The sequence below is a fragment of the Desulfobacter sp. genome, from assembly GCA_028768525.1.
GTDB lineage: Bacteria > Desulfobacterota > Desulfobacteria > Desulfobacterales > Desulfobacteraceae > Desulfobacter.
This window is the reverse complement of record CP054837.1, coordinates 5,603,113-5,625,638: the sequence shown is the minus strand read 5'-3', so window position 1 is coordinate 5,625,638 and position 22,526 is coordinate 5,603,113. Positions and strand designations below refer to the sequence as shown.

23 protein-coding genes are annotated in these 22,526 nt (G+C 54.8%); 9 read left to right on the top strand and 14 right to left on the bottom strand.

The features are described from left to right. Positions 1-3 precede the first annotated feature (3 nt). The 4 genes from HUN04_24830 to HUN04_24815 all read right to left on the bottom strand — a co-directional run bounded on the left by HUN04_24830 (position 4) and on the right by HUN04_24815 (position 2,734). Entirely contained in the window at positions 4-753 is a 750-nt protein-coding gene (locus HUN04_24830) for a prepilin-type N-terminal cleavage/methylation domain-containing protein (protein ID WDP92769.1), read from the bottom strand. A gap of 10 nt (positions 754-763) precedes the next feature. Continuing rightward, a complete protein-coding gene (locus HUN04_24825) occupies positions 764-1,084 on the bottom strand; it encodes a hypothetical protein (protein WDP92768.1) in 321 nt (106 codons plus the stop codon). Positions 1,085-1,309: 225 nt separating this feature from the next. Further along, positions 1,310-2,281 carry a prepilin-type N-terminal cleavage/methylation domain-containing protein gene (locus tag HUN04_24820; GenBank protein WDP92767.1) on the bottom strand — a complete coding sequence of 324 codons (972 nt, stop codon included), beginning with the start codon at positions 2,279-2,281 and terminating at the stop codon, positions 1,310-1,312. A 240-nt stretch (positions 2,282-2,521) separates the two neighbouring features. Beyond that, a complete protein-coding gene (locus tag HUN04_24815; GenBank protein WDP92766.1) occupies positions 2,522-2,734 on the bottom strand; it encodes a hypothetical protein in 213 nt (70 codons plus the stop codon). Positions 2,735-3,071: 337 nt separating this feature from the next. Between HUN04_24815 and HUN04_24810 the strand changes: the two genes are divergently transcribed. Then, entirely contained in the window at positions 3,072-3,836 is a 765-nt protein-coding gene (locus tag HUN04_24810) for a Crp/Fnr family transcriptional regulator (GenBank protein WDP92765.1), read from the top strand. Between the two features lie 76 nt (positions 3,837-3,912). On the opposite strand, the gene HUN04_24805 is transcribed toward HUN04_24810, so the two are convergent. From HUN04_24805 to HUN04_24770, 8 genes are all read right to left on the bottom strand, one after another. Next, positions 3,913-5,370 carry a thioredoxin domain-containing protein gene (locus tag HUN04_24805; protein WDP92764.1) on the bottom strand — a complete coding sequence of 486 codons (1,458 nt, stop codon included), beginning with the start codon at positions 5,368-5,370 and terminating at the stop codon, positions 3,913-3,915. A 185-nt stretch (positions 5,371-5,555) separates the two neighbouring features. Beyond that, entirely contained in the window at positions 5,556-6,509 is a 954-nt protein-coding gene (locus tag HUN04_24800; GenBank protein ID WDP92763.1) for an ABC transporter substrate-binding protein, read from the bottom strand. Between the two features lie 38 nt (positions 6,510-6,547). Beyond that, positions 6,548-7,546: a transporter gene (locus HUN04_24795; protein ID WDP92762.1), complete on the bottom strand. Its 999-nt coding sequence runs from the start codon at positions 7,544-7,546 to the stop codon at positions 6,548-6,550. A 160-nt stretch (positions 7,547-7,706) separates the two neighbouring features. After that, on the bottom strand, positions 7,707-8,132 hold the full coding sequence (locus HUN04_24790; protein WDP93403.1) for a lytic transglycosylase domain-containing protein: 426 nt from the start codon (positions 8,130-8,132) through the stop codon (positions 7,707-7,709). A gap of 148 nt (positions 8,133-8,280) precedes the next feature. Beyond that, positions 8,281-9,540 carry a 3-deoxy-7-phosphoheptulonate synthase gene (locus HUN04_24785; GenBank protein ID WDP93402.1) on the bottom strand — a complete coding sequence of 420 codons (1,260 nt, stop codon included), beginning with the start codon at positions 9,538-9,540 and terminating at the stop codon, positions 8,281-8,283. A 105-nt stretch (positions 9,541-9,645) separates the two neighbouring features. Further along, entirely contained in the window at positions 9,646-10,824 is a 1,179-nt protein-coding gene (locus HUN04_24780) for a hypothetical protein (protein ID WDP92761.1), read from the bottom strand. 144 nt (positions 10,825-10,968) lie between these two features. Next, positions 10,969-12,252 (bottom strand): HAMP domain-containing histidine kinase, encoded by a 1,284-nt coding sequence (locus HUN04_24775; protein WDP92760.1) that lies wholly within the window; start codon positions 12,250-12,252, stop codon positions 10,969-10,971. Between the two features lie 4 nt (positions 12,253-12,256). Beyond that, positions 12,257-12,958: a response regulator transcription factor gene (locus tag HUN04_24770; GenBank protein WDP92759.1), complete on the bottom strand. Its 702-nt coding sequence runs from the start codon at positions 12,956-12,958 to the stop codon at positions 12,257-12,259. Between the two features lie 226 nt (positions 12,959-13,184). Between HUN04_24770 and HUN04_24765 the strand changes: the two genes are divergently transcribed. After that, positions 13,185-13,718 carry a hypothetical protein gene (locus HUN04_24765; protein WDP92758.1) on the top strand — a complete coding sequence of 178 codons (534 nt, stop codon included), beginning with the start codon at positions 13,185-13,187 and terminating at the stop codon, positions 13,716-13,718. A 17-nt stretch (positions 13,719-13,735) separates the two neighbouring features. Here HUN04_24765 and HUN04_24760 read toward each other — a convergent pair whose 3' ends face one another. Then, positions 13,736-14,251: a DUF1566 domain-containing protein gene (locus HUN04_24760; GenBank protein ID WDP92757.1), complete on the bottom strand. Its 516-nt coding sequence runs from the start codon at positions 14,249-14,251 to the stop codon at positions 13,736-13,738. A 331-nt stretch (positions 14,252-14,582) separates the two neighbouring features. Between HUN04_24760 and HUN04_24755 the strand changes: the two genes are divergently transcribed. From HUN04_24755 to HUN04_24725, 7 genes are all read left to right on the top strand, one after another. Then, positions 14,583-15,677: an imelysin family protein gene (locus HUN04_24755; protein WDP92756.1), complete on the top strand. Its 1,095-nt coding sequence runs from the start codon at positions 14,583-14,585 to the stop codon at positions 15,675-15,677. 34 nt (positions 15,678-15,711) lie between these two features. Next, positions 15,712-16,920 (top strand): Imelysin, encoded by a 1,209-nt coding sequence (locus tag HUN04_24750; protein ID WDP92755.1) that lies wholly within the window; start codon positions 15,712-15,714, stop codon positions 16,918-16,920. Positions 16,921-16,950: 30 nt separating this feature from the next. Continuing rightward, a complete protein-coding gene (locus HUN04_24745) occupies positions 16,951-18,423 on the top strand; it encodes a thiol oxidoreductase (GenBank protein WDP92754.1) in 1,473 nt (490 codons plus the stop codon). 426 nt (positions 18,424-18,849) lie between these two features. Further along, positions 18,850-19,833, top strand: coding sequence for an AAA family ATPase (locus HUN04_24740; GenBank protein ID WDP92753.1), 984 nt, complete (start codon positions 18,850-18,852; stop codon positions 19,831-19,833). A gap of 3 nt (positions 19,834-19,836) precedes the next feature. Then, positions 19,837-21,123, top strand: coding sequence for a hypothetical protein (locus HUN04_24735; GenBank protein ID WDP92752.1), 1,287 nt, complete (start codon positions 19,837-19,839; stop codon positions 21,121-21,123). Then, positions 21,120-21,584: a hypothetical protein gene (locus HUN04_24730; protein WDP92751.1), complete on the top strand. Its 465-nt coding sequence runs from the start codon at positions 21,120-21,122 to the stop codon at positions 21,582-21,584. The genes HUN04_24735 and HUN04_24730 overlap by 4 nt, the downstream gene beginning before the upstream one ends. Before the next feature lie 44 nt (positions 21,585-21,628). Then, positions 21,629-22,024, top strand: coding sequence for a hypothetical protein (locus tag HUN04_24725; GenBank protein WDP92750.1), 396 nt, complete (start codon positions 21,629-21,631; stop codon positions 22,022-22,024). Positions 22,025-22,027: 3 nt separating this feature from the next. Here HUN04_24725 and HUN04_24720 read toward each other — a convergent pair whose 3' ends face one another. Beyond that, positions 22,028-22,402: a hypothetical protein gene (locus HUN04_24720; protein ID WDP88215.1), complete on the bottom strand. Its 375-nt coding sequence runs from the start codon at positions 22,400-22,402 to the stop codon at positions 22,028-22,030. Between the last annotated feature and the right edge of the window lie 124 nt (positions 22,403-22,526).

Here is a 22,526-nt window from a genome sequence, read left to right as displayed (position 1 = left end):
GTCTCACTTTATATTCAGTTGAATGTCGTCACTGCTGCCGTAGGTCCCGTCAAGCCCCATGCTGACCAGGTGCCATTCTCCGGCTGATGAATCATAAAATAAAAGATAGGGCCGGCCCCATACCCGCCGCTCAGGCGCCCCATTATTGGGACTGCGGCACCAGTCCAGCAGGGTATTGCCCCCCACCTCTTCGGCCGGGTGTTCAAAGGGATCGGCAATGCCTTCCACATCCGGGATATTGGCGCCGGACAGGGGGCTGCCGTCTTCTTTCCCGTAGGGGGTCCCTTCCACCGTATCGTTAACCCCGGAACGGATATCCAAATACCCCTCCTGAAAACCGGCAAGATAAGGACCCCGCCAGCCCCGGCCCGTTTCAGGGTTCCAGTCTTCCAAAGCATGGCCGGAGTCCTCCAGGGGATTTTTAAATAATTGGTAAAAATTAGCCGGGGAATTAAACCATAGCGCACATTCGGAATCATTATTTCCGGCATAGCCCGGCAGCCGGGCATAGGAAACCTTGCCTCCCGATGCGCTTGTTAAATTAAAGGGCCCGGTCTTGGGGAAATACCCGGTGTCGGCCTTGAACTGCCGCAGGGCCTTGGCAATGGCCTGCATCTCCATGCGGGCCACCTGCTCCGCCGCCCCCTCCCTGACCCTGAAAAAGGTGGTGGCCCCCACCGAGGCAACCGCCGCAAGGATGGCCACCACCACCAGGAGCTCCAGGAGGGTAAAGCCCCTGCTGCCCAGGGGCATTATGGGGGGCCTATTGGACACAGGTTTTTCTGGCCGCATCCATAGGGGTTTTAAACTCCGCAGTGAATTTGCGGCGGGTCCGGTTTACGGCATCTTTTTCCGAAGCCCCGTTGTTCATCAGGGCGGCCATATAATTATAGGGCTCGGCTTCCATGCCCTCTTCAATCATTTTCTCGGCAAAGCAGGCAGCCTGGTCCGAGGCCATCCCGGTTTTGGCCAGGGCGGCCTTCATGGCATCCTTATCGCCGCCGCAACCGGATACCATGGCCGCGACCAGAGAGATCAGGCAGACGGCGCAAAAGGAACTTAGGGTCATCTTTGTTTTCAGCACAATACTTCTCCTTATCTTGTGTTGGATATAAAACCTCAGGCCCGGGGCCGGAACCGCCTTGGCCGGCCCCGGGTCTCAAATCTCATATACGGTTTCCCTCCCTGTCCATTAAGGAGGCCGGAGCGGAACCGGAAGAGACCTGTTTTCCGATTCCGCCCCGGCCGGGGTCACACGGCATTGCGGAGGCCAGCCAAGGGGAGGAGTGCCGTCCGCGGCCGGTGGGGTTTAGATGGTGTTACGGGTGCCGTCCCATTCGCCAAGCTCTTCTTCCTTGGTATCCAGGGCGCCGTCAACGATGGCGATGAGTTCAAACTGGTCGGCTGCGTCATATGTGCACAGCGTTCCGGAATCGCCTGAAGGCGCAGTGCCGTCGGCATTGCAAACACCCACCTGCCATACGGCAATAAACCGGTTGTACTGGTCGGGTTTCACATGACGGTATACGGGAACTGTAGTCATGCCGCCCAGAGAACTGGCATCAAACAGAGTGGAGGCAGGACCGACTCCGGTCAGAAGATAAACAGGTTCGCCAGTTGCAAACGGATTAGCGTCGCCGGGTTGTCCGGTCAAACGTTCTTTGCCACCGTTCCAAAAAGTTGCTTCGGAGCCGTCTACGAGTTCAGTGGAAATACCGCATCCGTTACCCCCAACGCCAAGGAAAATATTGCCTGCAACAACAGCATTCGCCCTGCTGCGGATCATCGCATTAACATCTGCGCACGTATTTGCGGAATCAGTACCATCAGCATCAAGACTGGTATCAATATACTGCATATGGGTCAGACCAGCATCGCCCATAATCCCAACAGCAGCAGCAGTTAATGGAGCGGTAACTGCATCAGCAGCATCCCAGCCAAGAAGACTGTCACCAGAAGTTGCGGTAGAACCTGCACGAACACCATCAGTACTGTCTGTTGCACCAAGCTCCATTAGCGAATCAAAATGGTTGGGCAGTTCATTCCGCTTAATAACCCTATAGGTCCGGATGCCCTTATTCAATTCATCCATCATGGCCACGTGGGCGGCGGCCGAGGCCCGGGCGTCGGTGTCTTTCAGGGCGATGGTGGCGGTGCCGGCGATGGCGGCCATGATGGCCACGACAACCAGGAGCTCAAGCAGGGTGAAGCCACTCTGGTTGGATCTTTTCTTGGCATTGTGCAGTCTTTTAACGGCTTTTTTAAACATGGTTTTAATCATTTTCTTGTTATCCTTAAAATTTAATTTGAAGGTGGGGGCCGTTCCAGGCCCGGGGATCGTTTACGACCCCGCTGTACAAAATAGAACTAGATGGTTTCGGCATCGATGGTCCCACACCATGGACACTCCTCCTTCTTGCGTCCGGGGCGGTTGCGCCCCGCAGGTGAGTTTCCTCCTTTTTAAGCTGTTGAGATCCGTATATTGACAATGCATCGAAGTTCACCTCCGCATGCCCCTTTCCTATTCACAGGCGGCCAGGGGGCCGCGCTCTGCCTTATTGGCGAAATCCACCACAAACCGGTACTGCTTGCCGCAGTAAACAATGACCTCCTTCTGCCCCCGGCGGAGAATTTTCATTTCCACCCGCAGATCGCTGTGGCCGTCGTGGGCAAACATATCGTGGTATAAGTGAACAATGCGGTTTAATACATCCTGGTTTGTGACAGTGCTCATTTCTCTTTCTTTCGCTTAAAGCATTTTAAGTTCAGACTAACTTTTACCTGCTTTATATCCCATTCCGGGATAAGTTTTGTGACAGGAATCACGGTTTATTAAAAAATTTTAATCTTTATATTTTCCCCGGTGATCCATGGGCGCAAATATACACGGGATGGCAGAAGGGGTTGTGACGATGATCACAATTTCCACTTTATTTTCCACTCTTCATAAAATTAGTGCTTGACTATAAATTTAGTTTATCCTAATTGAGTTACTCACCATGCAACCTGGCGATTTTTCATTTGCCGGGAATCAGATAAATTTTTCCAAGTTTCATTAATGATGAGGTGCCATGAATTATAAAGCAGCTACGGAACAATCCGGTATTAAAATTCCGGGGCTCCCACTGACCGAGGAAAAACGCCTGCTCTACTCCCCCCTCATGTACGGACTTGCCCCTGAACTGCAAAAGGAGCTGATCGGCATAGGGCATGTCAAATCCCTGAAACGGGGGGGACTGCTCTTCATGGCCGGGGATCCGGTGGGCCATGTTTACTGCCTCTTGTCGGGCAAACTCAAGGAATATTATTCCACCATCACCGGGGACATCTGCCTGAGGAAAATCCTCATGCCCGGCTCCTGTATTTCCATGCACATGGTTTTTACGGGGCAGGAGACCTATCCCTATACCGGCGAGGCGGTAAAGGCGGTACGGTATTTTACCTGGCCTGCAAAGCGGTTCATGAAACTGGCCGCGGCCCGGCCGGAACTGAGCCTCCAGGCGGCCCGGGTGCTGTCAGCCTATGCCGAGGAAACCTGCCGTCTGCACTGCATCTGCCGAAAACACCAGGCCGTCTCACGGGTGGCGGGCTACCTGCTGCGCCAGTGCAGCCCCGACCGGATCTGCCCTGCTGTCCCGGGCTTCTGCCCCAAAGCCAGGTGCCCCAGGCGGGCCAATATCCGCCCCCTGGAATTGACGGCCAACGACATCTGCCTGGCCAGGGAGACCTTTTCAAGGGCCCTGTCAAGTCTTCAGGATAAAAAAATCATCCGCATGGAAAGCGGGGAGGTGGAGATCATAGACGAGGAGGCACTCAAGGATATTTCAGGGATGTAAATTAAATCTGCTCTCCCGCCCAAACCGGGCGGTAACGCTTTGGGATACCCGGGGGCCATCCGGCCCCTGGGTGGTTTTATGCGGCTTCGTCCAGGGCCCGGTCGATGAGCGCAGAAAGCGCCTCAAAAGAGGCGGCGCCGGTCATGACCCGGCCGTTGACAATGATGGTGGGAGTGGCGTTGATGCCGGATTCAAAAGCGTCTCCCGTTTCCCGGTCCAGGCGGTCCAGGCGGTCTTCGTCGGCCATGCAGGCCCCGAACTTCTCAGGGTTCAAATGCATTTGGGCGGCGATCTTCAGGGCATCTTCCGGTGTGGGCTTTTCCTCCCCTTCAAAGAGGCGGTCCTGGTATTCCCAGAACAGGCCCTGGTCTCCTGCACACCTGGCTGCCAGGGCAAGTTCCCGGGCGCCGGGATGGATTTTCAGGGGAAAATCCCTGAAGACCCACCGAATCCGGCCCTTGTATTTTTCCTTAATCTTTTTTACGGTATCGTGGTTGGCCCGGCAGGAGGGGCAGAGGTAATCTGAAAATTCCACCACAGTGACCGCAGCGGTCTCCGGGCCCTGGACCGGACTGCCCTCAATGACCACACCGGCCACGGGAAATCTGGGTTTTTCCAGGGCAACGCTGACCCCGTATTTATCCCAGAGCCCCAGGGTGTGGTCCAGGATCTGCCGGTCCGCCCGCTTTTTTTCCAGCCAGGATTTGATTCCGGCCCGGACCTCTTCCCCGTTTCTGCCCCGGATACCCTGGCGGCGGTAGGTTTTGGATTTAAAAATATAATCCACCTCAGCCCGGGAAACAGGGGGCAGATGTCCGGTCAGTTCGGCCCTGAGCTCATCGGCGGTGATATTTTTCTCCCGGGCCTCTTTTTCCAGGATAATCCTGGCTATCCGCCCCGCCAGTGCCATCTGCTTCATATCGTGGATGGTCTTTTCCAGTTTATAGATCCGGGTGGCAAGGGGGCCCTCGATCTCATCCCTGGACACGGTTTCGCCGGCCACATCGGCAAGTACCGCCGGGGAGCGTTCTTTTGCCCCCCCCTGCTTCACGGCATGGGCATGGGATATCATGGTGTTGGACAAAAGGAAAAAGGCCAGGCCCGCCGCGGCCGTCTCCGACAGGCGACGGGGGTCGAACACCAGGGCGGCAAGGGCCGTCATGACCAGAAGGTTGGCGATGCAGAGCACACAGGGCAGTTTCATCTGGATGAGGATGACCACCAGGGCAGCCTCCACCCCGAGCCCGGCCATGACGGCGTGGAAAAGGAGACGGGGCCTGGACAGCCAGACCAGCCCCAGGGACAGGTAATACCCGATGCCCAGCCAAGGGATGGGTATGCCGAACATCCGGTACTGCACCGTATCCCGGCACCCGTCTCCGATCATGCCGCAAAAGGCGGCGATCCATTCCACCCGGGTTTCCAGGGAGGAGGCCACGGCCACGGCAATGCCGGCCATGATCACAATCCCCAGGACGCTTCGTTTATTTTTAGACATGGAAATCTTTGTATTTAAGGTATCCGGTTTTTCCATAATTGATATTTTCCCAGTCAATGGGCTTCTCCAGCATTGGCAACCATATCCCATCTATAATATTTTTTTGTGACAACAATCACGCCTGGCAGAAAAAAAGGCCTTAAAAGGAAAACCGGCATTGAAATCCATTAAAATTCAAATACCGGTTCATACCTTTTTTTCAAACGTCTATGTTTTTTTTATTACCGGAACATGCAGGCCCATTTATTGAGTTTATCCGGATATTCCAGGGGGCCGCAGTCCCGGTATGCGGGCAGCACATAAACGGCACTGTTTTTCAGGGCATTGACCCCGGCCAGCCGGGGATGCTTTGCAACGGCCCTGTTCAACGCCTTGTGCACGGCAGGGGCATCTCCTGTGATGACAATGATGTCGGGATTGACTGCGGCCAGGCTGCCCAGCTTTCTGATGGTAAAATGCCCCTTTGCCCTTTTGGCGTTTTTGGCCATTGCATCCCCAACATTTTCAGCCTTCAGGGGGGCAAGGAGGTATTTATCCGTATACCCGCCGGCAGCTTCCACCCGGAGAAAGCTTTTGCCCGTGCTTTTCTGGAAGGTGCCCGTAAGGATCACCACCCGCTTGCCCGGCGCCACCTTCTGCACATTCTGCCGGGCAATCTCCATATCCTTGCGGTATGCATCCATAACGGCTGCGGCCCTGTCCCCGGATACGCCCAGCAGGGAGGCCGTCTGCGTCACCGCGGCCTCAAGCCCCTGTGAAAAATCCACGGTGTCAATGGTCAGCCCCTGTCTGCCCTCAATCCCTTTGCGGATACACTCCGGGGAAACCCCGGGTTTATACAGGCAGTATTCCGGAGATTTTTCAATGATCACCTGGTGGATCTTCATCCGTTCCAGGGCATTGGGGACCGTTGAAGGCGACTTTTTGCACGCCTTGACCGGGCATCCCAGCAGTTGGGTCACTTTTCCCAGGTACCCTCCCCCTTCCCAGAGGGAATACCGGCCCACAAAAGCCCTTGGGGCCACCCCCAGGGCGGCGGCAATATCCATGACCCGCTCCCCGGCAATCAGGAGGTCCGCCTTTTTCAGGGGGGGATCGAATTTCTTTGCCCAAGCAGCGGGGGCGGCAGCAAGGAGTCCCAGACATATGACCGATACAATTATTTTTTTACTCATTTTTATTCTCACTTATTTTTTTAATTCGTTTATTTCTATCAGAACTTCACTGCCAGCTTGGCCACAAACTGGTATTTTTCAGACAGCTGCTCGCCGTTCAGGTCCCTGAGAACAAGGATGGGCACGCCAAAATCAAGGTGGACATTGGGCTGTTTTTTCAATTTAAAATGGACACCCGGGGTGATATATCCCCAGTGGCCGCCGGAATTTTCAACTGCCGCCCCGTGGTCTTCGCTTTTATCCTTCCAGATGCCGTTGTATTCCAGCTGGAGGTCAAACCAGTCATTGAGGGCCACGCTGGAACCCAGGTTATACTGAAAACAGTTCCCATATTCGTACTCCCGGTCCCCCTCGGAGGGGAAGGTGGCCATGATTGTCGCATCGATTCTCCAGTTGCGAATCATCCGGTTGGCTGCAATTTCAAATTTCGGATCCCAGGACCCGGTCCCGCACTGGAACCCCATGCCAAAGCAGCTCTCATCCTTCTTGGAATCATCCGGGTCGTCGGAATCCCCGGAAGGCATTTTCACGCCGGCACCCAGGGCCAGGTTGAACAGGCCGCCCTTTTTCTGGGACAGAATCTTATACCGGCCCATGAGAACCATATCACCAAAGCCGTCATTGGAACTGTCCACATTGGTAAGGGTGCCGGATTTCATCATTCCCCGGACCATATCTTTCTGCCAATAGGGAAGCATCAGCCGGACATCCATGTTGTCAAACAGACCGTATCTCAGGGTCAGCTGGGTCACCAGCCGCTCCTGTTCCCGGGGACCTGTACCTGCGGGTTTTCCCGTGTAATCGGCGATACTGCCGGAACCGCTGTAGATATCGTCCTTTTTAAAATACCTGGTTTTAAGAATGATGCCCATCTTCCCCCTGGCATAGACGCCGCCGTTGGTCATATTAATCTGGCCTATGGGCTTGGGGCCTTTGTAGCCGCATCCGCCACGGGCGCCGCCCTGGCCGGCAAATGCGGGTGAATAAAAGCAGATCAGAGCAGCCGCCGTTAACAGAATCAATAATTTCCTTTTCACAAGAATCTCCTTTTGAAAAAATTGCCCCTAAAGTTATTAACCACTAACTTTATTTGTCTCACCCCTGAGCAGGACGGGATATATACCCCGATATAAGGAAAGTCAACATTTTATTTCCATAACTAACTTTATAAGTGAATGGTGCAAAAAAATAAGCTGGTCAACTGCCTTTATATTGTCTATAGAATTCCATCACCCGGCTGACATAGGCCCGGGTCTCAGGATAGGGGGGGATGCTGCAATGTTTGTCCACGGCCGAGGTTCCGGCATTGTAGGCGGCCAGGGCCAGGGCCGTATTTTTATGGTACCGGACCAGCAGTTGCTTGAGGTGGCGGGTGCCGCCCATGATGTTCTGGACGGGATCAAATGGATTTGAAATATCCAGGGCGGCGTTGTTTGCAGGCATAATCTGCATCAGCCCCCGGGCGCCCTTATGGGAAACCGCCCCGGGCCTGAAGTTGGATTCCGCACGGATCACAGCCTTTATCAGTGCGGCGTCCACCCTGTATGCCCTGCCCGCCGCCTTGATGATGCCCTCATAGGATTGGGGAGCCGGGCTGAACCGCCTCTGGGTACCGTCTGCCATCTTAATAAAAATGGCAGGTACCGAAGGGACCGGAGGGGAGCAGACGTGCGTTACGCCATTGGCGTCAACATACCTGCAGATGGGGCCTTTTCCAAAACAGGGGGCGGCAGTGGACAGCAGGGCCAGCAGAGACAAAATGAGTAGGACGCTATTTTTCAACTGCCCCTGCCATTCGGCCGACATCCCGGGCCAGTTCCAGAGACTGCTTTTCATTGAGCCTGGGATCGCAGGTGGTCAGATAATTCTTTTCCAGATCACAGCTGCGTATCCCGCAGCTTCCGCCGGTGCACTCAGTGACATCCTCCCCGGTCATTTCAAGGTGAATGCCGCCGGGCACGGTTTTCTCCTGTGCGTGTATCCTGAAAAAGCTTTGGATCTCGGAAAAGATATCCCCGTATTTCCGGGTCTTGTATCCGGAATCCGAGGTAACGGTATTGCCGTGCATGGGATCGGAGATCCAAACCACCCTTCGGCCGGCATCCGCTATTTCCCGGATCAGGGGGGGGAGGCAATCCCGGATTTTATCTTTGCCGAACCGGGTGATCAACGAAAGCCGTCCCGGCTCGTTGTTGGGGTTGAGCATGCCGCACAGCCGGCTAATTTCCTTTGTGCTGTGGTCCGGTCCCACCTTCACCCCGATGGGATTGGACACCCCCCGCAGCAGTTCCACATGGGCGGAGTCAAGTTGCCGCGTTCTTTCTCCAATCCACAGCATATGGCCGGAACCGGCGTACCACCCGTCCCCGGCGGTCCCCCTTCTCAGCAGCCCGGCCTCATAGGGAAGAAGCAGGGCTTCATGGGAGGTATAGACCGGGAAAAATGCCCTGAATTCATCATTCCAGGCTTCCGGATTCAAAGCGGATAAAAATGTGGATGCATCCAGGGCTTTGAGGATGGCGAGGGTATCCCTGGCCATGGCATATCCCTTCAGGATGCGCCGGGGGTCGGGAGTCCTTGCCGCCAGGTCCAGGGCGGCATCATTAACAAGATCCCCCCTGTAGGACGGATAAACAATCCCGGCCACGGTCTGGGTGTCCGATGACCTGGGCTTGGCAAACTGGCCGGCCATTCTCCCGATTTTCACCACGGGCCGGCCCATGGCATTGCTGAGGGAAAAGGCCATTGAGGCAAGGGTCTTACATGTTTTAGAAATCTTCTTGGCATTGTTTTGGGCAAAATTTTCGGAACAGTCCCCGCCCTGGAGGACAAAGGCCTTCCCCTCCGCCGCCAGGGCCAGGTTCTCTTTCAGGATTCTCATTTCCCGGACAGGGACAAGGGGAGGCAGAAACTCAAGTTCTTGCTGGGCCTGCGCGGCCCCGGAAGGGTCCGCCCAGGCCGGCTGCTGCCTTGCACGATACTTTTTCCAGCTGTCCGGGCGCCAGCCTTGCACCCTGGAATAATCCGTCATAATGTTAAAATGGAGCGCCCATTCCGGATGTCCGCCCTCAACAGCCGGTATGGTTTCCGGGGTTTTTCCGATGGGTTCGAGCATGGGGCACCTCTTAAGCGGGAATTAGAAATTGCCGTATTCCGGTTTTGTGATGTCCTTTATGGCCACACATTCAATTTCAATCAGCCATCCGGGCCGGCAGACCGGGGCAAGGACCGTTACCCGGGGAATGTCAGGGTAAACCTCATCCAGGTATTGTTCGATTGTCCCGGCATCATTGACGTCCCTCAAATAGACCACCATCTGGGCGATGTCCGAAGGAGCGGCGGCGGCATCGGCAAGCAAGGCGGTTATATTTTCAAAGGCCCGTCCCACCTGCCGGTAAACATCCCCATCGTGGACCACATTGCCCCTATTGTCGATGCTGGCCGTCCCGGAGATGTATATATGCCGCCTGTCCCCGAAATCGACCGCCGTCCCCCGTTCAAAGGTGACCCCATATTCATGGGTGGGGTTGAGATGATCCGGGGCTTCAAGATGTTTGACCTGGTCCGGGCGGATGCCCCCCAGGGAGTAAGCATCCATGATGACATTGGTGTTGGGATCTGCCAGGCGGCCGTCGATGCCGGTGGAGGCGATAAAATGCGTATCCTTGGTCATATTGATGCCTTCAAAGTACGCTGTCCTCGCACCCACCACCCCACTGTAATTAAAGTCGATATCCTTTACAAACAACCAGGTCCGGATGCAGTTATCCTTGACGTTGAGTTTCTTTCCACCCAGAAATGACCCGAAATTGTTGAAGATCTCCTGGGTCTGGCATGCCGAATCCGGATTGCCGTTGGCGGATTTCAACTGGGTATTCCAGATATGGACATAGTCCCCCCTGCGGCAGACAAAACCGCCGTTTTCCCGGTCCACTTCCTTATGGACCATGCCGTTTCTTTCGTCCTTTGCCGCATACACCCAAGCAACCAGTTTCCGGCCTTCCAGGGGCGGCTGCTGGACAATGGATACGGCACAGCCTGAAAAATCGGTCACCAGTGTTTCACTGAGGGCCCTGAGTTTATCGTCCTGGTTGGCATAATCGCTTGTAAAAAGCCGGACGAAATTCACTGAACTGGTGGGGAATATTTTTTCTTCAAGATATGACTGAATACCGGACCGTATCTGGCCGACCTGTGCGTCAAAGGAAGCACCCTTTATCCCCTTGACATAAAAATGAAGCTCTTCAACATCATTTTTATGAAAGCTTGAGGCCTCAATGAAGGCATCTGATATTTGTTTACTGTGAAATTGCATAATTTAGCCTATTCGTTCTTCAGAATTTTTTAAGGTTATCCGTCTGGGCGAATTAGTTTTAAGAACATTATAATGAAAGGAATATTAAGAAATAGTTAAAATATCCAAAAAAAGTTAGATGTATCTAAAAAATATATCCACATGTTATTTATTGATACAAAGCACGGCCTTGTGCCCTGCCGGTCCGTGCTCGTTTTGCCAGGACCAGTCCATTTTACTGATGAGCTTTGAGGTCAGGCTCAATCCGAAACCGAAACCGGGGCTGCCGGAGCCGCCATCGCCGCCCCCGTCGGTTTCAAGGTTGATGATCGTGACCACATTGCCGGACTGGGTGACGGCCACGCTTCCCCGGGAGGTGTGGAGAAATGCATTCCTGACCAGGTTGGACAGAACGATGCGCAGGGGGGCTTCCGGTGCGCCGATGACAACCGGAGAGGTATTCAGGTCCAGACGAACCTCTTTTCCCTCCAAAAGATATTTTAAACTTTCAACGATCTCATTTAAAACAAGGTCAAGCTGTATTTCTTTTCTGGGAAGATCGCCGGTTGTCTTACGCCCCATCCAAAGCAGGGTTTCCATGAGCGTGCCCATGTTGTCCGCAGCCCTGGAAAGCCGTTTCAAGGCGTTTTTCTCCATTTCCCTTGCCCGATCTGTGTTCAGTCCCCCGGCTTTTTTAAGCACTTCTATGTTCTGGGCAATAACCGTGACGGGGGTTCTCAATTCATGGCTGGCATAATGCAGAAACTGCCGGTCCCGTTCAATGCGCTCCTGCTCAGCCCCTATCTTTTCCCTGATCAGCGCGGCAAGTTCATTGAGTTCCCGGTAGTAGAAATCCGGAAGGTCCTCGCTGACCCGTTGTTTGTCCAGCCCCTTTGCCCAGAAGCTTAGGGCCGCCATGGGGGTGGCGATCCGCCTGATAATCAACCAGAGCACCGTGGCCAGAGCCATGCCGATGCAGCAGCTGATAACAATCAGCACTTTTATGTTTTCATTGGAATTCCACCCGAAAGTGCCGGGGGGAGTGGAAAACCCGATCCACTGGCAGACATAATATATGATCCCCCCCTTGGGAACTGCCAGTATATAGTAATTGGGATCGGACCGGTTTAAAATACCGGACTCCTTTGTCATATACAATTTCCCCGTCGCCGGAACAGGTGATGGAAAGGTTCGTCTAACCACCGCGGGCACCTGTTTCCAGTCCCTTGTGATCATCAGGTTGCCGAAATAATCAACGCCCTTGGTGCTGTTTCTGGCCATGGACCTGTGGTAGGTGTCCACGCCGTTGACCATATTATCCGTGATCACCCGGATCACCCCCTGGCTGAAAAACCGGGCACTCAATAGGGAATAGCCGAGAATGAGCGATGCGCTGAAAAAAATAACGGCAAAAATAAAAATGTTTTTTATGGAAAACCGGCTTTTCACCGCCTTATCCCGCCGCCCCCTGGCACAGGGAAAATCCGTGTCTTGACACCGTGTGTATCAACTGCTGGGAAAAAGGGCCGTCAACGGCTTTTCTCAGATGATGCATGTGGACATTGAGACTGTTGCTCTCCGGTATGTCCTCCCCCCATAAGGCCCTTTCAAGCTCAGTCCTGGATACCACCCCCGGCGATGCCCTCAACAGGGCCTCCAGAAGCGTCCAAAGACTGGGCGAAAGCCGGATATCCATATTGCCACGGACCACGGTCCGGGCCTCAAGATCCATTTCAAGGGAGCCGCAGGCAAGTTTTGTGATCTGGCCGCTCCGGCGCTTGGACAGGGCAATAATCCGGACTGCTAATTCTTCAAGGGCAAAGGGCTTTATAAGGTAGTCATCGGTGCCGGCCCTGAACCCGTCGATCCTGTTGGCCAGACTGTCCCTGGCGGTGACCATGAGTACGGGGGTGTCAACCCCCTTTTGGCGGAGATGCCTGCAAATGTCCAGCCCGTCCATTTTCGGAAGGTTGAGATCCAGCAGAATCACCTGAAAATAATGTTCAAGTGCAAATGACAGTCCTGCTCTGCCATTGCCGGCGTGGTGGCATATCAGCCCTTCCATTTCCAGGTATTCACATATGGTTTCGGCAAGATCATAGTCATCCTCCACCAGGAGGATATTCAATTTAAATTCGTCTTTTCCAGCACCCATGCAGTTTTTTCAATCCCGTTGTCCATCAGGTTTATTGTTTTTATTCCAGCGTATCACTGATTTTAAAACTATTCTGTGACAGAAATCACTTGTCCCAAAGGGACGAAACAAACCAGCCTTTTTAAATCCAATCTGTGATCCAGGTCACAATTTATTACCCCATTTCAGTTAAATTTGCCCCATGTGCGATTTTTATGACACCACCAACAATATAAAAAGAGGACCCATGTTCAGATATGCAATAATATGCCTGGCAATATTACTGGCCACCGGATGCAGCCCCGTCACCCCCCTGATATCGGCCCAGCTGGGAGCCGGCAAAACCGTTATTTTCATTGTCAGCGACCGCAAAGGCATTGAGGCTGCCGTGGCCAAACAGCTTGAATGGCATTTCACAGGGGGGGACTATACGGTAGCAAACCTGCTCACATCGGAATTTCCCGACACTCCCCGGCCCGGCCGCCATATTGCCATATTCCTCAACGCCCTTTCCCGGGGCACCATCCCGCCGGACATCCTCGACACCCTCCGGGAGGAATCCGGCGACGGCCGCATTCCGGGCCATGTCTTTATCAGCACCATATCCGGCGGCTCAATTGATGCCGAGGAGAGCCTGGTGGACGGCGTCACCGCAGCGTCGGAACTGGAAAACGCTGAGTTCATTGCCCAGCGGATCATATTCAATATCCAAAAAAGGCTGGAACGGGGCCCGGGGATCGGCGACGCAGAAACCAAAGACTCTCCGCCCAAAAAACAATAGACGCACATTCCACTGATTTATTTGATACAGACACACCTTACCCGGTGGCTCCCGGTCTTGGGGTATGCAATGCTGTCGGCCACGGAAAACCCGATGGTCGCGGCTTTTTCCGGATGCCTTTTATGGGGAGTGGCGGTCCAGTAGCTTGCCGCATGATAGGAGAAGGCCCTGCTCATCTCATACTGGCTCCGGCCGTATTCGGCAACGGTTTCCAGCTCTTTGAATTCGGGCATCCGCCACCCGGAATGCCCGCCCAGTTCCAGGGCGCTGCAATAATCTCCCGCCGCCTGCCAGGACCGGTCCTTGCCGTCGTCGGCCTGCTGCCAGAGATAACCGGTTCGCAGATCCATTACCGTACCGTCACCGTTATCAATGAGAACCGCCGTCCCCTTTTCAGCCCCGGCGCCAGGGCAAGGTACGTCAAGGCCGTATTCACTGTAGCATGTTTTCTTGTCCGAGGCCGGAAGCATTGAAGGAAGCAATGCCCCCGTAAAAACCAGTGCCAATGCCAATACTTTGAATTCAATCGTCATCTTTCATCGTCCTTTGCTGTTAGATTTTATTATAACCAGAGACCTGTTGACCCGCCCATATCCCCCGGGCTGTCACCGGACACACTATATACCGGAATGAAATCGCTTTTGTGATTCTGGTCACAGAAATGATTTTCACAATCTATATACTCCAGCTAATTTTTTTAGGGCGGGCAGATTTTTTTCTGACCTGCCTTCAATCTGTAACAGCGGCTGCCCCCTGCAGGAAAAATGAGTCTCCGGGAAAACGAACCAGATACCAATAGAATAAAGCCCGGGCATGCCATGGCCTGCAAGGGCAGCCCGCCTTATCTTTAACGGAGAATGCAACATGAGAAAGATGAGTCCATTCAAGCGTATGGTACACGCTGCCGTTATCCTTGCCGTCTGCCTCACCATGGTCCTGGGCGCCCTCGGTGTGTCTGAGGCTAAACTCACGGAGCCCGATGTCCTCGCCTCCCTTGCGGACAAAGGGATTACGCCGAACCTCTCACGGGTGTCCCAGACCGCTGCCGACCTTCACCGGGCTGTGGAAAGGCTTTGCCAAACCCGTGATACAGCCGGCCTTGAAAGGGCCCGTGCCGCCTGGCGCAGTGCCCACCTGGCCTGGTGCCAGGCCGACCCTTTCATGTTCGGCACAGCGGCAAAATTAGAAAGGGAAATCGGCAGATGGCCGGCCAATGGCATTGTAATTGATGCGGCGGTAAAAAGTTCAGACCTGTCCCATATGCTTAAAAACGTCGACACCAGGGGATACTCAGGTGCCGAACACCTGCTGTTCACCCCCAGAGATGCGGCCGCGGCCACGGCGGACAAACGATGCGCCCACCTGCTGGACATCACCGGGGAAATTGAGCAGCGCACCGCCCAACTCCTGGAGGAATGGCAGGCAGACAAAGCCCAAAAGTTCAAACAGGCCGGGAACGGCAAGCCGTTCCTTGTCCCCGGTGACGCATTGAGCCTGATTCTGGCGAGGGTGCTTAATGTCACCGAAGTACTGCTCCGGGACCGGATCTCCGTTCCCAGCAATTTTTTTAAAAAACCCAGCCGGCCTGACACGCTGGAAGCCTGGGAGAGCCTCAGCACAAGGGACAGCTTCAGGGCAACAGTTCAAGGCCTCCGCCAGGCCTTTGTCGGAGACGGCAGTACAGGAATGGCCACCCTGGTGGCCACAAAAGACGGGCTTTATGAATCAAAGGACCCTGGCCTTGCCAAAGAGATCAAAAAGCAGTTCAGAAAAATTGACACCACCCTGTCCAAACTGGGGAAAAAGGACCTTGATCTCCATGCCAGGGTAAAAAAGAATCCCGCCACCCTGAAAAAACTGTACAACCAGTTGAATACCCTCCAACAACAGATTGTTGAGGCCGCACTGGTGCTGGAACTGGATGTCCGTTCCGGATTAGAGGTGCAGCTTTCGGAATAATAAAACCATATAATTTAATTATTAGGAGAAGGAAATGAAACATCCTTTATTATCCACAGCGGCGGGACCGGTCCTTGCCGCCCTCATCAGTGTAACCCTGCTTCTGGCATGCGCCCTGCCGGTACAGGCCGGCATCAAAGAGGGGGTCCAGGACTTTCTTTATGAAAAAAAGGCCTTTGACACAGTGGAAGATTACACGGAAAATGCCGTACTCCCGACCCTCTCACTGATGGTTGAAGAACTGAGTATTTTTAAACAGGCCTGCGACGGCCTGGAAAAAAGCCGCACCGATGAGGCCGTTGCCAAAGCAGCAAAGGCCTGGCATGCTGCCATGAACCGGTTCAACATTGCCTGGGTCTTCAATTACGGGCCAGGGGGCCACTATGATTTCCACAAACAGCTGGCCACCTGGCCCTTTGACAAATACCTGGTGGACTATTACCTCAAGGATATCAAAGCTGGCAAACTCAAGGTGGATGCCACCTTTCTCCGTACCAACAAGCATTCCGCCACCCGGGGGCTGCACACGGCAGGCTACCTGCTTTTCCGGAAGGGCAGCGCCCGGAAAGCAGCCGATATCACCGATGCTGAAATAAGTTACCTTGGGGCTGTCTGCCAGGCCCTTGTGGAAGAAGGCATCGACTATGAAGCCGCCTGGCGGGGCACCGCCAACCTGACTGTTGCCAAAAAAGAGATCCTGAAAAAAGCGGGCATTACCAGGCAGCGCCCCTCCTACGCCTGGGAATTTGCCAATCCCGGTGAAAAAAATAGCCGCTATGTTTCAGTGTCCGTTCCCCTCCAGGAAATTTTCCAGGAAGCCACCACCGTTGTGGAGGATATGATCCCCGCCATCGAAGAACTGCTGGATTATACCCCGGAAACCGCCCCCTACTGGGTGTACGTGGATCCCTATGCCGATATCCTGAGCCGGTTCCAGGGAGTTGAAGAGGCCTATTACGGCGGCCTTGAAGGATCCCGGGGGGCAAGCCTTTCAGACCTGGTGGCAAAAAAAGATGCGGTCCTGGACCGCCGGGTAAAGGCTGCCCTGGCCCATGTGAAAAAACGGATCCAGTCCATCAGGGACCTTAACGCCAACACCCCCAAAGAAACAAAGGAACTGATGATCCGCATCGCCGTGGGGGAAGCGGAAAAACTCATGGAGCGGCTCACCACGGCCACCCCACTCGTTACCGCAGACCAGGTGCTAAAGCCCTGGGCCGCCTATGTCCATTACGATAAATAAACGTTGAAGATATAAGGAAGAAACCCACCCATGAAACATATATGGAATATGATCCCCAAGAAAAAAACGGCCGCCCTTGGCCTGGCCTTGCTCACGGCAGTTCTGGGCAGCGCCCCCCCCCTTTATGCCCACAGGGCCATCGGCGGTATTCCCACCGGGCTTTCCGAGGAATATTTTTCCGGCGGCCGCAACGGCACGGTATTTTCAACCACGTCCAGGTGTTTTGAGCTTCCGGCCCCGGCCATTGCCGCCGACGAAAGACTCTCGGAACAATTTGCCCAAGGCGAAGCCATTTTCGAAGCCGACTATGTCACGGACCGGAAAGCGCCATACGGGGGCCTGGGTCCCATTTACAACAACAATTCCTGCCGGAACTGCCACCCCAACTATGCCCGGGGCCGCCAGGTGAAAAACTGGAACGAGCAGTTCGGCAATTCCTACCTGGCCTTTGTCCATACCCCGGAAGGCAAATTCGTCAAAGGGGTGAAATTCATGTTCCAGACCATGGCCACCCCGCCCTACAAGCCCCTGGCCCAATCCGTGGAACTCAAGTGGCACAAGTATGTGGATGAGCACGGCAATAAATACCCCGACGGCTCTCCCTACAACAAGGGCTCCGAATACGAGGGCACCCTGGTTTATCCCACGGCCAGAATCGTGGATCCCCTGATCGAACTGCCCAAGGGCCACAAGGTCAGCCTGGAAGGCACCATCGGCATCATCGGCACAGGGCTTCTGGATGCCGTCAAGGACGAGGACATCATTGCCGAATACAAGCGGCAGCAGGCTTTGGAAGGCCCGGTCAAAGGCCAGCACGGCCGGTGGATCACCGAGCCCTACGACGGCAAAAAGCATTTGGGCAAATTCACCACCCACAACGCCCGGGCCACCCTGATGAACGGCCCCGGTTTCAACGGGTCCTGGTCGGTTCCCAATATCACCCGGGAGGACCGGCCCAAACTATTCGCCACCCAGGAGTGGATCGACAAACAGGATGAGATGGGCCTGGACACCGACCTGCTCACCGCCCACCAGCCCGCTGAGATGAGCCGGGACGACCTGGACAACCTCATGGTCTGGTCCCGGGGCCTGGCCGTGCCTGCGGCAAGGGACCTGGACAAACCCATTGTGAAGCGGGGCAGGGAAATGTTTTATGAAGCCAACTGCCAGCAATGCCACAAGCCCTCATGGACCACCGGCAAATACGACTATATCCCCGGATATGAGAACCAGAAAATCTGGCCCTATACAGATCTTCTGATGCACGACATGGGCCGGATCAATGACGGCCTGAAAAAGACCTACCGGACCCCGCCGCTGTGGGGGAGAGGCCTGATGAGAAATGTGGTTGACCACTCGGACATGATGCACGACCTGAGGGCCAGAAATTTTGAAGAGGCCATCCTCTGGCATTTCGGGGAAGGCAAGGACTCCAGGGAGGCATTCCGAAAGATGAGTGCCAAGGACCGCAAAGCCCTCATCGAATTCTGCAAATCAATTTAATCCGGCCCGAACCGGATTAACCCAGCGCCGGACCGGTATTTCTCTCCACCGGTCCGGCGTTTTTCCATAGCCCATCTGCCGGACCACCTCGGTGCAGAAGGTCAGGCCTTTGATAATGAGTCCACGGCCCTCAGTAACCATCACCCAACGGCACCGGTCCTTGATCTGGTTGCGCCATGCTTAGCTTTTGCTAGGCCGGGAGTTTATTGCCTCCCGGATAATCTGGTCGATCTTTTCAACGGCATCGCACTGAGTTTCCTTGTTTTTCCTTAACATGATCATACAAAAACATATTGGAACAAACAAAATAATTTAAAATACTAAATATTGTTATGTTTAACTTATTTTTCTTGACATCATTATTTATTCGAGCTATTAGCCATTGCTAACAAAATTATTAAAAAACATACAATATTAGGAGAATATATGAACTCATCGCAAATTTCAAAGGCTTTGACCTCCCTTTTTTCCATTGGGCAGCCCGCCTTTGTCTGGGGCCCCCCGGGCATCGGGAAGAGCCAGGTGGTCAAACAGACCGCCGAAGCCATGGATCTCGAACTCATCGACATCAGGGCCATCCTCCTGGATCCGGTGGACCTGAGGGGCCTGCCCAGGATCAACGGAGAGGGGCTTTCCCAGTGGTGCGCCCCCGCCTTTCTTCCCCAATCGGGCAAGGGGGTGCTCTTTCTGGATGAACTCAACGCCGCCCCGCCCCTGGTCCAGGCGGCCTGTTACCAGCTGGTTCTTGATCGCCGCCTGGGGGAATATGAACTGCCCCAGGGCTGGTCCGTGGCCGCCGCAGGCAATAGGGAAACGGACAGGGCCGTCTCCCACCGCATGCCCTCAGCCCTGGCCAACCGTTTTGTCCACATAGATTTCGAGGTGGATGCAGACCAATGGCTGGGATGGGCCGCCGGGGCTGGGATAGCCCCGGAAGTCACCGCATTCATCCGGTTCCGCCCGGGGCTTCTCCACGATTTTGACCCCAAAACCGATACCAAAGCCTTTCCCTCCCCAAGGTCATGGGAATTTGTATCCCGGCTCATGGCTGGGCGGCCGGAAACGGAAATCCTGAAAGCCCTTGTCGCCGGGGCCGTGGGACCTGGGGCCGGTGCCGAATTCTGCGGATTCCTGGATCTGTGGGACCAGCTCCCTTCGGTTCAAACCATCCTTTCGGATCCGCGCGGGATCAAGATTCCTGAGGATCCGGCCGTGCGCTACGCCCTCTGCGAAATGATGGGGGCGGTCCTGACCCCCGAAAATGCGGAGGCTATCCTCTCCTGGGCCGCCCGGCTGCCCGCTGAATTTTCCGTACTGCTCATGCGGGAGGCCGTGCGCAGGGACGCCGGCGTGGTCAACACGCCTGCCTTTGCCGGCTGGGCAAAACAAAATGCTGAAGTGCTGGTGTAACCCATGGATGACAGCCCCAAAAAAGATGGACGCTCCGGCCCCGACCCAAAAGCCCGGGGAAAACTGCTGAGGGCCAGGGCGGCAATGGTCCTTGACCATCCTTTTTTTGCCTCCCTGGCCCTGCGCCTGGACCTCAAGGAAGACAGGCGATGCGCAACGACCTGGACAGACGGAAGAACCTTCGGGTACAACCCTAACTATATCAATATCCTTCCCCGGGAAAAGCTGGTGGGCCTCACGGCCCATACAGTGATGCATCCGGCCTGCGGCCACCACCAGCGGCGGGGAGAAAGGAATCCGGACCTCTGGAACCGGGCCTGCGATTACGCCATCAACCCCATCCTCCTTGAGGCCGGCCTCACCCTGCCTGACGGATTTCTCAACGACCCGGCCCATGAGGGAAAATCGGCAGAACAGATATACACCCGCCTGGCCGAGGGAGAGTCCGACACCGCCAAGGGAGAACGGGAGCCGGACAACGCCACTAAGGGAGAGCGCCCGGACACGGAAGAAACACAAGAGGACATATCCGGAAAATCGAACCCGGATGAGGCAAAAATGACGGACCGGGATACCCCCGATCCGGAAAAACCGGAACCCGGCCCGGCCGGCGAGGTCCGGGACGGCGACACCTCCCCCGGCGCAGGTAATGAAAGGGAAACAGACTGGGAACAGGCCCTGGTCCAGGCGGCGGCCAATGCCCGGTCCATGGGCCGACTGCCCAAGGGGGCAGAACGATTTGTAAAAGACCGGTTTTCTCCCGCCCTCCCCTGGACCGACCTGCTGGCCCGATTCATCCAGCAGTCCGCCCGTTCTGACTACACCTGGTCCCAGCCCAACCGCCGCTATATCCACCAGGACCTCTATTTTCCGGCCCTGGTATCGGACCAGCTGCCGGAAATGGCCGTAGCCGTCGACACCTCGGGCAGCGTGCGCCCCGAAGAACTTGAACGTTTCGGCGCCGAACTGTCGGCCATTCTCGCCATGAACCCGGCCCGGACACACCTCCTTTACACTGACCTGGGAGTAAACCGTCACCAAAGCATATCCCCCTGGGACCTGCCCTTTGATTTTACCCCCAAAGGGGGCGGCGGAACCGATTTCAGGCCGGTCTTTAATTTCATAGAGAAGAATCATATCACTCCCTTCTGCCTGGTCTTTTTTTCAGACATGGAATGCCGGCTATTTCCGGAACAGGCACCGGATTTTCCCGTACTCTGGGTAAAAACCGGAGACGGGGGGCATAAACCGCCTTTTGGGGACCTGATTGAACTAACTGAGGAAAAATGATGAAAATCAACTGGAAGATAAGAAAAAAAAGAGGCAACTACAGGCCTGTTCTGAACTACACCATGACATTGGAGCCCTTTGAAAAATCCCTGGCCATCCAGGCCGTATCCATCCAAAGCTTCATTCCCGAAATCCCCCGGCCCCATGAAAGCTTCTGCCTGCCCGGAAAGAATGAACGCCATCAGGCCTGGATTCCGGACCGGTTCCATTGCCTTCAGGTTCCTTATTTTAAATCCGGGGAAACCAGGGGATTCATCCGCCTGCCCTACAGGGCATCCGGCGAGTATCCGGAAGTGGAAGCCTCCTTCAGGGAATTGAGGGACAAATATGAAGAAAAGGTCTGCATTGCATACGGCCAGGCTCCCTTTGAAACCGGGGGGGAACTGGATATCAGTTCCCATACCCGGGAAGTGGTGGCGGCCAGGGTCGCCGCCGACCGCCTCCTTGCGGTTTTCAATTAGCTATCCACTCCAAACAAAACAGACCCATTAATTCAGGAGTAATCATGAAATCCAATTTCCACCTGGAAACATCAAAAAAGAACAGCGAATTCCATATCAACCTCCACGGCATATTTGACGGGGCCTCGGCCTTTGAACTCCTCGGCGTGATCCGGGACGGGGAAAAACAGGGACTGACCATGTTCATCGATACCAGCCACCTAAAACAGGCCCTTCCCTTCGGCCGGGCCATCCTTGAGTCCAACCTGCCCAGGAACGAAATGCGCACCAAACTCAACTTTAAAGGGGCCCGGGCCGGGGAAATCCTTCCCGAGGGATGCACCCTGCTCATCCAGGGCCATAAAAACAGCCATACGGGCGGCCATAAATGCACCGGCCAATGCAAAAACTGCCGGTGCCGCCGGGCCATATCCCAGGCCTCTTCGATAAAAGTATCCTAAACTTTAAGATCTGCGGCGGTCCAGTCCGGACCGCCGGTCGGGATTGACCCGACGTTCAAGCTTAAAATCCCGGGGGATATCCTTTTGGCGGCGCTGGTAGGTCCGCCGATCCTCCCCGGAGCGCCGTTCCGGACCGGTATAGGCCGGTTTGTCCCCTTCCGCAACAGCCTCATCTACCATGACCTTATACGAGGGCCAGAGATTGTCCTCCGGAATATCGATCCTGAAACGGTATTCCCGGCCGCAGAGCAGCCGAATTTCTTTCTGACCGCGCTTTGCCAGCCGGATATTGATTGCCATATCGCCGTACCCGTCGTGGGCCAGCAATTCCCGGTAAAGGGTGATAAATTTTTCCAGAAAGGCCAGTGGATCACTCATTTCAATATACTCCAGACATTAGCGTCCAATTAAAAAAAGACAATCTATACCCCGCCAGATTTTTTTTTGTGATGAAGATCACAAAACTGAAAAAAATCCCGGGTTAGGATAGCGGCCGGACATT

Excerpts from the sequence above, each read along its gene's own strand:
- HUN04_24800 (WDP92763.1), bottom strand. The coding sequence starts at position 6,509 with ATGAGTAAAAAAATAATTGTATCGGTCATATGTCTGGGACTCCTTGCT.
- HUN04_24725 (WDP92750.1), top strand. The coding sequence starts at position 21,629 with ATGAAATCCAATTTCCACCTGGAAACATCAAAAAAGAACAGCGAATTC.
- HUN04_24770 (WDP92759.1), bottom strand. The coding sequence starts at position 12,958 with ATGGGTGCTGGAAAAGACGAATTTAAATTGAATATCCTCCTGGTGGAG.
- HUN04_24745 (WDP92754.1), top strand. The coding sequence starts at position 16,951 with ATGAAACATATATGGAATATGATCCCCAAGAAAAAAACGGCCGCCCTT.
- HUN04_24830 (WDP92769.1), bottom strand. The coding sequence starts at position 753 with ATGCCCCTGGGCAGCAGGGGCTTTACCCTCCTGGAGCTCCTGGTGGTG.
- HUN04_24720 (WDP88215.1), bottom strand. The coding sequence starts at position 22,402 with ATGAGTGATCCACTGGCCTTTCTGGAAAAATTTATCACCCTTTACCGG.
- HUN04_24735 (WDP92752.1), top strand. The coding sequence starts at position 19,837 with ATGGATGACAGCCCCAAAAAAGATGGACGCTCCGGCCCCGACCCAAAA.
- HUN04_24755 (WDP92756.1), top strand. The coding sequence starts at position 14,583 with ATGAGAAAGATGAGTCCATTCAAGCGTATGGTACACGCTGCCGTTATC.
- HUN04_24750 (WDP92755.1), top strand. The coding sequence starts at position 15,712 with ATGAAACATCCTTTATTATCCACAGCGGCGGGACCGGTCCTTGCCGCC.
- HUN04_24810 (WDP92765.1), top strand. The coding sequence starts at position 3,072 with ATGAATTATAAAGCAGCTACGGAACAATCCGGTATTAAAATTCCGGGG.
- HUN04_24760 (WDP92757.1), bottom strand. The coding sequence starts at position 14,251 with ATGACGATTGAATTCAAAGTATTGGCATTGGCACTGGTTTTTACGGGG.
- HUN04_24740 (WDP92753.1), top strand. The coding sequence starts at position 18,850 with ATGAACTCATCGCAAATTTCAAAGGCTTTGACCTCCCTTTTTTCCATT.
- HUN04_24785 (WDP93402.1), bottom strand. The coding sequence starts at position 9,540 with ATGACGGATTATTCCAGGGTGCAAGGCTGGCGCCCGGACAGCTGGAAA.
- HUN04_24815 (WDP92766.1), bottom strand. The coding sequence starts at position 2,734 with ATGAGCACTGTCACAAACCAGGATGTATTAAACCGCATTGTTCACTTA.
- HUN04_24730 (WDP92751.1), top strand. The coding sequence starts at position 21,120 with ATGATGAAAATCAACTGGAAGATAAGAAAAAAAAGAGGCAACTACAGG.
- HUN04_24780 (WDP92761.1), bottom strand. The coding sequence starts at position 10,824 with ATGCAATTTCACAGTAAACAAATATCAGATGCCTTCATTGAGGCCTCA.
- HUN04_24790 (WDP93403.1), bottom strand. The coding sequence starts at position 8,132 with ATGGCAGACGGTACCCAGAGGCGGTTCAGCCCGGCTCCCCAATCCTAT.
- HUN04_24805 (WDP92764.1), bottom strand. The coding sequence starts at position 5,370 with ATGGAAAAACCGGATACCTTAAATACAAAGATTTCCATGTCTAAAAAT.
- HUN04_24820 (WDP92767.1), bottom strand. The coding sequence starts at position 2,281 with ATGATTAAAACCATGTTTAAAAAAGCCGTTAAAAGACTGCACAATGCC.
- HUN04_24765 (WDP92758.1), top strand. The coding sequence starts at position 13,185 with ATGTTCAGATATGCAATAATATGCCTGGCAATATTACTGGCCACCGGA.